Source organism: Actinoallomurus spadix (assembly GCF_024055725.1).
In the GTDB taxonomy this organism is placed as follows: Bacteria; Actinomycetota; Actinomycetes; order Streptosporangiales; family Streptosporangiaceae; genus Actinoallomurus; species Actinoallomurus spadix.
On record NZ_JAMXMX010000009.1, the window covers coordinates 86,425 to 98,759 of the forward strand.

Consider the following 12,335-nt stretch of genomic DNA (forward strand, 5'->3'; position numbering starts at 1 on the left):
CGCGCTCACACGGTCACCAGGTTCTTGAGGTCACCGAACTTGGCGGCGCCGATGCCGGAGACCTGCCGCAGCTCTTCGACGGACCGGAAGGCGCCGTGCCGGGTGCGGTAGTCGACGATGCGCTGGGCCAGCACCGGGCCGACGCCCGGCAGCCGATCGAGCTGGGCGGCGTCGGCGGTGTTCAGGTCGAGCGGCGCGGCCCCGGGTGCCGTGGCGCCCGGTGTCGCGCCCGGAGCGAGGGCGGGCGCGGGCGTCGCGTCGACCCCCACGAGGATCTGCTCACCGTCCACCACCCGCCGCGCCAGGTTGAGGGCGCCGGTCCGGGCCCCGGGCCGGACTCCCCCGGCCGCCTTGATCGCGTCGATGACCCGTGCCCCGGCCGGCAGGCTCACCACGCCGGGACGCCGCACCTTCCCGCCGACGTCGACCAGCACCGCAGATGCGGACCCGGTCGGCGGGGCCGGGACCGCGGGCGGGCCGGGCGCGGGCGAGGACGCGCCCGCGGGAGCGGCCCGGTGCGCCGCGGGGCTCACGGCCGCCGCGGGCGCGGGCTGCGCCTCCGGGCGTGACCACCACAGGAGGACGCCCGCCAGGAGTGCCGCCAGAACACCGACGGTCGCCAGCACGCGAAGGCCGGGAACGCGAGGATCGAGCCGTATCTGCCCGCCCGGGTCTTGGGGCGAGGAACGTAACGCCGCCCCCGGCGGCCGAGGGCCCAAGTCGTCGGGCCCGAACGGCCGCGGTGGCCGGAACACGTCGCGGAGCCGGTCGAAGGCGGCGGAATCAGAGCTGGGCATGCCGCCGACGCTAACCGGCCGTTCACCGTCCGCGATGACGCCGGCGCGGATTGTGGATAACTCACGGCTCCCGGCGGGATACGGCGACGCCGAGCATCCCGGGCCCGACGTGCGCGCCGACGACCGGCCCGACCTCTCCGACGTACAGGTCGTGCAGGCCCGGGACCCGTTCGCGCAGGTGGCCCGCCAGCGCGGCGGCCCGTACGGGAGCGGCCAGGTGCTGAACGGCGATGTCCACGGCCCGGTCACCGGCCAGCTCGACGGCCAGTTCCTCCAACCTGGCCAGCGCGCGGGAGGTCGTGCGGACCTTCTCCAGCGGCGCGATGCGGCCGTCGGCGATGCGCAGCAACGGTTTGATCATCAGGGCCGACCCCAGCAGCGTCGCCGCCGCGCCGATCCGGCCGCCCCTGCGCAGGTGTTCCAGCGTGTCGACGTAGAAGAGGGAGCGGGTCGCGCGGATGCGCCGGACCGCGGCATCGGCCACGGCGTCGAGATCGCCGCCGCCCGCCGCCGTACGGGCCGCGGCGAGCACCGAGAATCCGAGTGCCATCCCGAGGGAACGGCTGTCCACGACACGAACCGGGATGGGCGCCTCTTTCGCGGCGAGCCGGGCCGACTCGACGGTCCCCGACATCTCCGCGGACAGATGGACCGACACCACTCCGATGGCCCCCGCCTCGGCCGCGTGCCGGTACGCGGCGGCGAAGCTCCCCGGCGATGGGCGGGACGTCGTGACCGGGCGCCAGTCGCGGAACCCTTCACCTGCTTCGGCCGCCGTACGCTCCCGGCCCTCCTCGAACGTCTCCCCGCCGACCCCGACCTGCAGCGGCACCACCGTGACGCCGTGCGCCGAGACGAGTTCGTCCGGCAGGTAGGCGGTGGAATCAGTGACGACCGCGACGGGTGCTGTCATACCGGGAGTTTAGGTCGACATGTCCCATCAACCTCGTAACCCGGCCGCGACGCGGCAAGCGTACGGCGCGTCCCGCCGGCGGACTCAGGCCTGCACGGGGACGCCGCCGCGCCAGACGCGGAGTGCGCGGAGCCCGAACGCCCAGGCGAACGCGCCCTCGTGGTCGGCGTCCCACAGGACCATGTCGGCGTACATCCCCGGGACGAGCGCGCCGCGGTCGGACACGCGGAGGGCGGCCGCGCCGCCGAGCGTGGCCGCGCGGAGCGCCTCGTTCACGCTGAGGCCGAACATCGCGACCGCCAGCCCGATCACCAGCGGCATCGAGGTGATGCCGCACTGGCCGGGGTTGTGGTCGGTGCCGAGCGCCAGCGTGACGCCGCGGTCGAGCATGGCCCGGACCGGCGGGGTGCGGCCGTTGTGCAGGGCGCTGCCGGGGCAGACCGTCGCGGCGACGCCGCCGTGGTGCAGCGCCTTGATGTCGTCGTCGTTGGCCTCGGTGAGCAGGTCCGCGGAGGCGCAGCCGACCTCCGCCGCGACCTGGGCGGCACCGACCCGCTCGTTGGCGCAGGCGTGCAGCCGGGCCTTCAGGCCGACGCGCTGGCCGGTCATGAGCAGGACGCGGGCCTCGTCGGGCGTGAAGTGGCCCTCGTCGCAGTAGACGTCGATGCTGTCGGCGCCCGCGGCGGCGGCGTCACCGGCCCACAGCCGGACCGCCTCGATGTAGTCGCGGCGGCGGCCGAAGTACTCCGGCGGCAGCATGTGCGCGGCGAGGAATGTCGCGTGGATGCGCGGCATCGAGGGCTCTTCCTCGAGCGAGCGCAGCATCCGGACGTCGGCCAGCTCGCCGTCGCGGGTCAGGTGGTACCCGGTCTTCGCCTCGACCGTCGTCGTGCCGGCGCAGATCCACTGCCGGAGGCGCTCACGGACGTTGTTGCACAGGGTCCAGGGGTCGGTGCCGCGGGTCACGGTGACGGTGGAGGCCACGCCACCGCCCGCGGCGACGATCTCGTTGTTGGTCGACCCGCTCGTGCGCATGGCCAACTCGGCCCAGCGGTTGCCGGCGTACACCGGATGGGAGTGGGCGTCGATCAGGCCCGGGGTGACGAGGCCGCCACCGAGGTTCTCGACGTGGTCGACATCGACGATGTCGTCGATGACACCGGGGACGCTCTGCGGAAGGTCCGAGGCGGGACCGGCCCATACGATCCGGTCATCGTGCACGAGAATGGCGGCGTTGCTGCACACGTCGGTGCCGGTCCACAGCCGGCCGATGTTCGTCAGCAAACGCACGGTCATCGCGTCACCGCCCCGTTCTGCGGTCGCGCGCCGGTGAAGGGTGTCCGGACGCCATGCAGCGGGTCACCTGCTCTCGCTCGATTACGCCGGCGGCACTGCCGGCGGACCCAAGTCGGAATTAGGGGTGATCAGCCGACCACCTGGAGCACTGAGCCCGGGAATATCGGTTTCGTCACCGTAGTGCACGTAAGGCCACGCTGTACAGCCTCACGCGACATACCGCTCCTAAACCGCCCCAGCGGCCGACTGCTACAGGTGCATAGACGATACCGCACCTCGGACCCCCGCCATGCCGAACAACGGAATGCCCCATCTTCGGCGCAGTGCGGGGACATGTCCGGCCACGCCCGGAGAGCAATAGCGCAATTCGGGTTCGGCCGTGCCGTACGAAAGAAAAACACCAGGTCACGGCATATGACGAACGGCGGGATCCGGAATGCGGACCCCGCCGTTCGGCCGGTTCGTTCGATCAGGCGTGCGCGGTGACGTACGGCTCGAGTTCGCCGGCCACGCGGGCCGGCACGCGGGCGTGCAGTGCCGTACCGTCCGCGGTGTGCTCCTGGGAGAGCACCTCCCCGAGGTCGTGCACCCGGGCGACCAGGTCGCCGCGCTCGTACGGCACCAGGGCGTGGACCTCGTGATCGCCGCGCGGGAGGTTCTCCTCGATCGCGTCGAGCAGGGCGGCCACGCCCTCGCCGGTGCGCGCCGAGACCACGACGCTGTGCGGCTCGCGACGGCGGAGCCGGGCGAGGGAGATCTCGTCGGCCACGTCGGCCTTGTTGATCACGATGAGCTCGGGCACGCCGTCCGCGCCGAGCTCGCGCAGCACCTCACGGACCGCGGCGATCTGCGCCTCGGGGTCCGCGTCGGAGCCGTCCACGACGTGGAGGATCAGGTCGGCGTCGGCGACCTCCTCCAGCGTCGAGCGGAAGGCCTCGACGAGCTGGTGCGGCAGGTGACGCACGAACCCGACCGTGTCGGCGATCGTGAACGCCCGGCCGTTCGGCGTGCTCGCCCGCCGGACCGTGGGATCCAGGGTGGCGAACAGCGCGTTCTCGACGAGGACGCCGGCGCCGGTCACGCGGTTGAGCAGGCTGGACTTGCCGGCGTTGGTGTATCCGGCGATCGCGACCGAGGGGACCTGGCGGTTGCGCCGCCGGGACCGCTTGGTGTCGCGCGCCTTGCCCATCGCGTCGATCTGGCGGCGCAGGCGGGCCATGCGGGACCGGATCCGGCGCCGGTCCAGCTCGATCTTCGTCTCACCGGGTCCGCGGCCGCCGATGCCGACACCGCCGGCGGCGCGACCGCCGACCTGCCGGGACAGGTTGCCACCCCAGCCGCGCAGGCGGGGCAGGAGGTACTCGAGCTGGGCCAGCTCGACCTGCGCCTTGCCCTCACGGCTGCTGGCGTGCTGGGCGAAGATGTCGAGGATGAGGGCCGTCCGGTCGATCACCTTGACCTGGACGATCTCCTCCAGCTGACGGAGCTGGCTCGGGGTCAGCTCACCGTCGCAGATCACGGTGTCGGCGCCCGTGGAGATGACGACGTCGCGCAGCTCCTCCGCCTTGCCGGAACCGATGTAGGTCGCCGGGTCGGGCTTGGAACGCCGCTGGACCATCCCCTCCAGGACGTCGGATCCGGCGGTCTCGGCGAGGAGCGCGAGTTCGCGCAGGGAGTTCTCGGCCTGGGCCTCGTCGCCGTCGGTCCAGACGCCGATGAGGACGACGCGCTCCAGGCGCAGGGCTCGGTATTCGACCTCGGTGACGTCCCGGAGCTCCGTGGACAGGCCGGCCACGCGCCGCAGCGCCTGCCGGTCCTCCAGGTCGAGCTCACCGGTCAGCGGGGTCCGCTCTGGGTCTTCTTCGAAAGGAAAGTTCGTCATGTTCCCCCATGTCAACGCCGGAACGTCGCCGGATCTTCCCTGATGCTCCCATGACCAGGCCGGGAACACACCTCCTTATTCCGGACCGGCCGGTGCCCGGCTCGCGTGCGGGCCTTCCTGAAGGGGAGGGATACCCAGAGCCCGTTGACCGAGCTGCGGCGATCTTAATATCGTTTCCAGTAGGCAGAAGAATAATTTCACTGTGCGAAAGGTGGCCTCGATGTCCGAACCTCAAGGCGTGGAGCTGACCGGCCCGGTCCACGAGCGTTACGACGAGATCCTCACGCCCGAGGCGCTCGGCTTCCTCGCCGCTCTGCAGCGTGAGTTCGGCGGCCGCCGGAACGAGCTGCTGCGCAAGCGCGCCGAACGGCAGGAGGAGCTGGCCCGGGGCGGCACGCTGGACTTCCTGCCGGACACGGCGAGCGTCCGCCATGACGGCTCCTGGCGGGTCGCCAAGCCCGCGCCGGGCCTCGAGGACCGCCGCGTGGAGATCACCGGTCCGACCGACCGGAAGATGACCATCAACGCGCTGAACTCCGGCGCCAAGGTGTGGCTCGCCGACTTCGAGGACGCCAACACGCCGCTGTGGGAGAACATGGTCGGCGGCCAGCTCAACCTCCGCGACGCCCTCGACCGCACGATCGACTTCGAGACGGGCGGCAAGTCCTACCGGCTCAAGCCGGACGAGGAGCTGGCGACGATCGTCGTCCGGCCGCGCGGCTGGCACCTCGACGAGAAGCACGTCCTCGTCGACGGCGAGCGGATGTCGGGCTCGCTGTTCGACTTCGGGCTGTACTTCTTCCACTGCGCGCGGCGGCAGCTCGACAAGGGCAAGGGACCGTACTTCTACCTGCCGAAGATGGAGAGCCACCTGGAGGCGCGCCTCTGGAACGACGTCTTCAACCTCGCCCAGGACCTCCTGGAGATCCCGCGCGGCACGATCCGGGCCACGGTCCTGATCGAGACCATCCCGGCGGCGTTCGAGATGGAGGAGATCCTCTACGAGCTGCGCGACCACTCCGCGGGGCTGAACGCGGGCCGCTGGGACTACCTGTTCTCCGTCATCAAGAAGTTCCGCGCCCGGGGCCGGCAGTTCCTGCTGCCGGAGCGCAACGCGATCACGATGACGGCGCCGTTCATGCGGGCGTACACCGAGCTGCTGGTCCGCACGTGTCACAAGCGTGGCGCGCACGCGATCGGCGGCATGGCCGCGTTCATCCCGTCGCGCCGCGACGAGGAGGTCAACAAGGCCGCCTTCGAGAAGGTGCGGGCGGACAAGACCCGCGAGAGCGGCGACGGCTTCGACGGCTCCTGGGTCGCCCACCCCGACCTGGTGCCGCTCTGCCGGGAGATCTTCGACGGCGTGCTCGGTGAGAGGCCGAACCAGCTCGACCGGCTGCGCGAGGAGGTCTCCGTCGCCGCGTCGGACCTGCTGGCCGTGGACAAGACCCCGGGCGAGATCACCGAGGCGGGGCTGCGCAACAACATCAGCGTCGGCCTGCAGTACATCGCCACGTGGCTCGGCGGCAACGGCGCGGTCGCCATCTTCAACCTGATGGAGGACGCCGCGACCGCCGAGATCTCCCGCTCCCAGATCTGGCAGTGGATCCACAACGACGTGAACCTCGCCGAAGGCCCCAAGATCACGAAGGACCTCGTGGAGCGGACCATCGACGAGGAGCTGGCCAAGATCCGCGAGTCGTACGGCGACGCGTTCGACGAGGAGCGGTTCGCCGACGCGCGGGCGCTGTTCACGGAGGTGGCGCTCGCCGACGACTACGCCGACTTCCTCACCCTCCCGGCGTACGAACGGATGCCGTGACTCTCGCCGATCAACGAAAAAAGGGCGAGGATGTCTGGTATGGCACTGCTTGACGGGCTCGCGGCACGGCTCAGGGAGATCGTCGGCGCGGAGAGTGTCATCACCGACCCGGCGGAGCTGGCCACGTACGACTGTGACGGGCTGACCTACCACCGGGCCACGCCGGGCGTCGTGGTGCTGCCGGACACCACCGAGCAGATCGCGGCGATCGTCCGGGCCTGCGCGGGCGCCGGCGTGCCGTACGTCGCGCGCGGCTCGGGGACGGGACTGTCCGGCGGCGCCCTCCCCCGTACGGACGGCGTGCTGATCGTGACCTCCAGGATGCGCCGCGTCCTGGAGGTCGACGCCGCGAACCAGCGGGCGGTCGTCGAGCCCGGGGTCATCAACCTCGACGTCACCCGGGCCGCGCGGCCGTACGGCTACTACTTCGCGCCCGACCCGTCGAGCCAGCAGGTCTGCTCGATCGGCGGGAACGTCGCGGAGAACTCCGGCGGCGCGCACTGCCTGAAGTACGGCTTCACCGTGAACCACGTCCTGGCCTGCGAGGTCGTCACACCGGACGGGGAGATCGTCGAGCTGACCGAGGGTCCCGGGTACGACCTGCTGGGCGCGTTCGTCGGCTCGGAGGGCACGCTCGGCATCACCACCAAGGTCACCGTACGGCTGACGCGCCTGCCGGAGAGCGTGCGCACGCTGCTGGCGGGATTCGACTCGATGGAGCGCGCCGGCGCCGCCGTGTCGGCCATCATCGCCGACGGGGTGGTGCCCGCCGCGATCGAGATGATGGACGCCCTGTCCATCGAGGCGGCGGAGGCCGCGGTGAGCTGCGGGTACCCGCCCGGCGCGGGCGCGGTCCTCATCGTCGAGCTGGACGGCCCCGCGCCGGAGGTCGACGTGCAGTTCGAGCGGGTGAAGGAGCTGTGCGCGGAGGCGTTCGAGCTGCGGGTCGCCGCCGACGACGTCGAACGCGGGCTGATCTGGCGCGGCCGCAAGTCGGCGTTCGCCGCGGTCGGCCGGATCAGCCCCGACTACATCGTGCAGGACGGCGTCATCCCCCGGACGACGCTGCCGCAGGTCCTGGCCCGCATCGACGCGATCTCCCGGGAGCACGGCGTGCGCGTCGCGAATGTCTTCCACGCCGGCGACGGCAACCTCCACCCGCTCGTGCTGTTCGACGGCGCGGAGGCGGGCGCGGGCGAGCGCGCCGAGGAGGTGTCCGGGCGGATCCTCGACCTGTGCATCGAGCACGGCGGGTCGATCACCGGCGAGCACGGCGTGGGGATCGACAAGGCCCGGCACATGCCGCGGATGTTCACCGGCGAGGACCTGGACACGATGCAGATGGTGCGGTGCGCGTTCGACCCGGCGGGGCTGTGCAACCCGGGAAAGATCTACCCGACGCCCCGGCTGTGCGGCGAGGCGCCGGGCCGGCGCAAGGGCGTGCATCCGCTGGTCGGGAGCGGAAAGGCGGACCTCTTCTGATGACGACGGACCTGCCGCCGATGAAGGCGGACCTGTTCTGATGGCGGTGCTGTGCTGATGGCGGTGCTGGACGATCTCGGCAAGGCGTGCGAGGTCCGGCCGGGCGAGGACGGCGACGCCGTCCAGGGCGTCACGCCGTCGTACGTCGCCGCGCCCGCGTCGGTCGCGGAGGCCGCCGACCTGATGCGGGCGGCCGCCGCGCACGGGCTCACGGTGGTCCCGCGCGGCGCGGGGACGAAGACGCACTGGGGCGCGCCGCCGGACGGCTGCGACCTGCTCGTGGACACCCGCCGGCTGCGCCGGATCGTCGAGCACGCCGCCGGGGACCTCGTCGTCAAGACCGAGGCCGGACTGCCCCTGGACGACCTGCGCGAGGCGCTCGCCGGGTCGCGGCAGCAGCTCGCCCTCGACCCGCCGCCGCCGGGCGGGACCGTCGGCGGGGTCCTGGCGACCGGGACCGCCGGGCCGCGCCGGCTGTTGTACGGCTCGGCGCGCGACCTGCTGATCGGCATCACCGTCGTCCGCGCCGACGGCGTCGTCGCGCACGCGGGCGGCAAGGTCGTCAAGAACGTCGCCGGGTACGACCTCGGCAAGCTGTTCACCGGCTCGTACGGGACGCTGGGCCTGATCGTCGAGGCGGCGTTCCGGCTGCATCCGCTGCCGCGCGCCACGGCGTACGTCTCCGCCACCGCCTCCGACGCCGGACAGGCCCTCGCCATGGCCCAGGCGCTGCTGCACTCGGCGCTGGTGCCGGCCGCGATCGAGGTGGACGGGCCCGGCCCGATCACCGTCGCGGCGCTGTTCGAAGGTGTGCCCGCCGGGGTCGTGCCCCGGGCCGAGGCGGCGTGCGGGCTCATCGGCGGCCGGACGGGCGAGGGCCCGCCCGGCTGGTGGGGCCGGCTCCCCGATGGGGAGGTGCTGGCCGAGGTACACGCCCTGCCGACCGCCCTTCCGGCCCTGTTCGCCGAGCTGGACGGCGCGGCGCGAATCCGGGGCTCGGCCGGGCGCGGCGTGTGGCACGTGGCCCTGCCCGCCGACGGCGCGGACGACGCTCTCGCGCGGCTGCGCCGCCACGGCACGGCGGTCGCGCTCACCGCGCCGGCGGGCGTACGGCTCGACCGGTGGGGGCCGAGTCCGGTGCTGCCGCTGATGCGCCGGGTCAAGGACCAGTTCGATCCCGAGCACCGGATGGCGCCGGGCCGCTTCGCCGGAGGCATCTAGTGGAGGAGTTCCGGGAGCTGCTCGACGACTGCGTGCACTGCGGGTTCTGCCTGCCGACCTGCCCGACGTACGTGCTGTGGGGCGAGGAGATGGACTCGCCGCGCGGCCGCATCCACCTCATGGACCAGCTGGAACACGGCGGGCCGCTGACCGACTCGACCGTCGAGCACGTGGACCGCTGCCTCGGCTGCATGGCGTGCGTGACCGCGTGCCCGTCCGGGGTCCGCTACGACCGGCTCATCGAGCTGACGCGGGCGCGGATCGAGGAGGACCATCCGCGGTCGCGCGGGGAGCGGCTGCTGCGTGAGCTGATCTTCGCCGTTTTCCCGTACCCGCGGCGGCTGCGGGCGCTGCGCGGGCCGCTGCGGGCGTACCGCCGGCTGCACCTGGACCTCGGACCGCTCCTGGAGCGGGTCTCCCCCACCCTGGCGGCGATGGAGCGTCTCACGCCGCCACCGGCCCGGCACGTACGGCTGCCGGAGCGCGTCCCCGCCCACGGGGAGCGCCGGGCCGTCGTGGGGATGCTGACCGGGTGCGTGCAGCGCGAGTTCTTCCCCGGCGTGAACGCCGCGACCGCCCGCGTGCTGGCCATGGAGGGCTGCGACGTCGTCATCCCGAAGGGGCAGGGCTGCTGCGGGGCGCTGTCGCTGCACAGCGGCCGGGCCGGGGAGGCGAAGGCGTTCGCGCGCGCGGTCATCGAGGCGTTCGCGGACGTGGACGTGGTCGTCGTGAACGCGGCCGGGTGCGGGTCCGCGATGAAGGACTACGGTGCCGTGCTGGCCGGCGACCCCGAGTGGGCCGGGCGGGCGGCCGCGCTGTCCGCGAAGACGCGTGACCTCGCGGAGTTCCTGGCCGAGCTGGGGCCGCGCGCCACCCGGCATCCCCTGGACCTGACGGTCGCGTACCACGACGCGTGTCACCTCGGGCACGCCCAGGGGGTGCGCGCGCAGCCCCGGCGGCTGCTCGCCGGCATCCCCGGGCTGCGGGTCAGGGAGGTCGCCGAGCCGGAGATCTGCTGCGGGTCCGCCGGGGTGTACAACCTGCTGCGGCCGGAGGCGGCGGGCGAGCTCGGCGAACGCAAGGCGGAGAACGTCGCGGCGACCGGCGCGGACCTGCTCGTCGCCGCGAACCCCGGCTGCACCCTGCAGATCACCACCGCCCTGCGCCGCCGCGGGCGGGAACTGCCGGTGGCCCACACGGCAGAGGTCCTGGACGCGTCCATTCGGGGGATCGGCAAGGAGTCGTTTCTGTCCCGGAGGTGAGCGTGTTCCGCCAGGTGCTCGATCCCGTCGCCCATTCCCTCGCCTGGAGTTCGCTGGTCGCCGCGCTGCCGCTGCTGACGCTGTTCGTGCTGCTCGGCGGCCTGCGCATGCGGGCTTGGACCGCTTCGCTGGTCGCCCTCGCCGTCGCGCTGGCCGTGGCGGTCTGGGCGTACGGGATGCCGGCCGGCCAGGCGGCCCTGGCCGGGACGGAGGGGGCGGCGTTCGGGTTCTTCCCGATCCTGTGGATCGTGATCAACGCGATCTGGGTCTACACGATGACGGTGGAGACCGGGCACTTCGACGTGCTGCGGCGCTCGTTCGCGCGGGTCAGCGACGACCAGCGGATTCAGGCGATCATCATCGCGTTCTCGTTCGGGGCGCTGCTGGAGGCTCTCGCGGGGTTCGGCACGCCGGTGGCGGTCACCTCGGTCATGCTGATCGCGCTGGGCTTCCGGCCGCTCAAGGCCGCGGTGCTGGCGCTGACCGCGAACACCGCGCCGGTGGCCTTCGGCGCGATGGCCACCCCCATCCTCACGCTCGGCAAGGTGACGTCGCAGTCGAGCGACACCCTCGGGGCGATGGTCGGGCGGCAGACGCCGATCCTCGCGCTGTTCGTGCCGCTGGTGCTCGTCGGCATCGTCGACGGGCGCCGCGGCCTGCGGGAGACCTGGGCACCCGCGCTCGGCTGCGGGGTGGCCTTCGCGGCCGCGCAGTACGCCACGTCGAACTTCGTGTCGGTTCCGCTGGCGGACGTGGTGGCGTCGCTGGTGTCGGTCGCCGCGGTGGTGGCGATGGTACGGGCGCGGCCGCGCCCGAGCGGCCACGTGGTCGTGGCGGGCGGCGCGGCGGACGAGCCGACGCCGGAGTTCGCCGAGCGGGTCGCCCACCCGGACGACCGCCGGGAGGTCCTGCGGGCCTACCTGCCGTACGCGACGATCATCGTGGTGTTCGTCGTCTGCCAGATAACGGCGATCAAGAACGCGCTCGGCGAGGCGACGCGGACGGTGCGCTGGCCGGGTCTTCACCTGGAGAACGCCGCGGGCAGACCGCTCTCCCTGCCGGCCTTCACGGTGAACTACCTGACGTCCCCGGGCACCCAGATGCTGGCCGCCGGACTGCTCACCATGATCATTTTGCGCATTCCGGTCGGCGGCGCACTACGGGCCTATCGCGACACGCTGGTACAGCTGCGCTGGGCGATTCTCACCGTCATGCTCGTTCTCGCGCTGGCCTTCGTGATGAACGCGTCGGGACAAACGATCACTTTGGGCACCTGGATGGCGGGGGCCGGGGGATTCTTCGCGTTCCTCTCCCCCATCCTCGGCTGGCTCGGCACGGCGGTGACCGGCTCCGACACCTCCTCGAACTCCCTGTTCGGCGCCCTGCAGGTGGCCGCCGCGGGCCGGGCCGACCTGTCGCCGGTGCTCCTGGCCGCCGCCAACAGTTCCGGCGGAGTGCTCGGCAAGATGGTGTCCCCGCAGAATCTGGCGATCGCCGCCGCGGCGGTCGGACTGGACGGCCGGGAGGGCGACATCCTCCGCCGGGTGATCATTTGGAGTCTCGTGTTCCTGGCCGGCATGTGCGTGCTGGTCCTTTTGCAGGCCGGTGCCATTCTCGCGTGGATGGTGCCCTGACGAACGGTCATCTCCGCGGTAATTCT

Annotated in this window: 9 protein-coding genes; 5 read left to right on the top strand and 4 right to left on the bottom strand. The window is 72.4% G+C overall.

The window, feature by feature from the left end:
- Nucleotides 1-5: 5 nt before the first annotated feature.
- From NE235_RS15540 to hflX, 4 genes are all read right to left on the bottom strand, one after another.
- A complete protein-coding gene (locus NE235_RS15540; protein ID WP_252803336.1) occupies nt 6-797 on the bottom strand; it encodes a ComEA family DNA-binding protein in 792 nt (263 codons plus the stop codon).
- Between the two features lie 61 nt (nt 798-858).
- Nucleotides 859-1,710 (bottom strand): DegV family protein, encoded by an 852-nt coding sequence (locus NE235_RS15545; protein ID WP_252803338.1) that lies wholly within the window; start codon nt 1,708-1,710, stop codon nt 859-861.
- A gap of 84 nt (nt 1,711-1,794) precedes the next feature.
- Complete coding sequence (gene hutI, locus NE235_RS15550; RefSeq protein WP_252803340.1) at nt 1,795-3,006, bottom strand: imidazolonepropionase; 1,212 nt, start codon at nt 3,004-3,006, stop codon at nt 1,795-1,797.
- Between the two features lie 469 nt (nt 3,007-3,475).
- Nucleotides 3,476-4,888, bottom strand: coding sequence for a GTPase HflX (gene hflX / locus NE235_RS15555; RefSeq protein ID WP_252803342.1), 1,413 nt, complete (start codon nt 4,886-4,888; stop codon nt 3,476-3,478).
- A 220-nt stretch (nt 4,889-5,108) separates the two neighbouring features.
- On the opposite strand from hflX, the gene aceB reads away from it, so the two are divergent.
- Genes aceB through NE235_RS15580 form a run of 5 tightly spaced genes read left to right on the top strand, consistent with a single transcriptional unit; the run spans nt 5,109 to nt 12,309 of the window.
- On the top strand, nt 5,109-6,710 hold the full coding sequence (gene aceB, locus NE235_RS15560; RefSeq protein WP_252803344.1) for a malate synthase A: 1,602 nt from the start codon (nt 5,109-5,111) through the stop codon (nt 6,708-6,710).
- A 39-nt stretch (nt 6,711-6,749) separates the two neighbouring features.
- Entirely contained in the window at nt 6,750-8,192 is a 1,443-nt protein-coding gene (locus NE235_RS15565) for an FAD-linked oxidase C-terminal domain-containing protein (RefSeq protein ID WP_252803346.1), read from the top strand.
- A gap of 57 nt (nt 8,193-8,249) precedes the next feature.
- Complete coding sequence (locus tag NE235_RS15570) at nt 8,250-9,413, top strand: FAD-binding oxidoreductase (RefSeq protein ID WP_252803348.1); 1,164 nt, start codon at nt 8,250-8,252, stop codon at nt 9,411-9,413.
- Nucleotides 9,413-10,675, top strand: coding sequence for a (Fe-S)-binding protein (locus NE235_RS15575; protein WP_252803350.1), 1,263 nt, complete (start codon nt 9,413-9,415; stop codon nt 10,673-10,675). Before NE235_RS15570 ends, NE235_RS15575 begins: the two co-directional genes overlap by 1 nt.
- Nucleotides 10,672-12,309 (top strand): L-lactate permease, encoded by a 1,638-nt coding sequence (locus NE235_RS15580; RefSeq protein ID WP_252803352.1) that lies wholly within the window; start codon nt 10,672-10,674, stop codon nt 12,307-12,309. The genes NE235_RS15575 and NE235_RS15580 overlap by 4 nt, the downstream gene beginning before the upstream one ends.
- Nucleotides 12,310-12,335 lie beyond the last annotated feature (26 nt).

Bases quoted from the DNA above. Each gene is read 5' to 3' on its own strand.
- NE235_RS15570 (WP_252803348.1), top strand. From the start codon at position 8,250: ATGGCGGTGCTGGACGATCTCGGCAAGGCGTGCGAGGTCCGGCCGGGC.
- hutI (WP_252803340.1), bottom strand. From the start codon at position 3,006: ATGACCGTGCGTTTGCTGACGAACATCGGCCGGCTGTGGACCGGCACC.
- NE235_RS15540 (WP_252803336.1), bottom strand. From the start codon at position 797: ATGCCCAGCTCTGATTCCGCCGCCTTCGACCGGCTCCGCGACGTGTTC.
- aceB (WP_252803344.1), top strand. From the start codon at position 5,109: ATGTCCGAACCTCAAGGCGTGGAGCTGACCGGCCCGGTCCACGAGCGT.
- NE235_RS15545 (WP_252803338.1), bottom strand. From the start codon at position 1,710: ATGACAGCACCCGTCGCGGTCGTCACTGATTCCACCGCCTACCTGCCG.
- NE235_RS15565 (WP_252803346.1), top strand. From the start codon at position 6,750: ATGGCACTGCTTGACGGGCTCGCGGCACGGCTCAGGGAGATCGTCGGC.
- hflX (WP_252803342.1), bottom strand. From the start codon at position 4,888: ATGACGAACTTTCCTTTCGAAGAAGACCCAGAGCGGACCCCGCTGACC.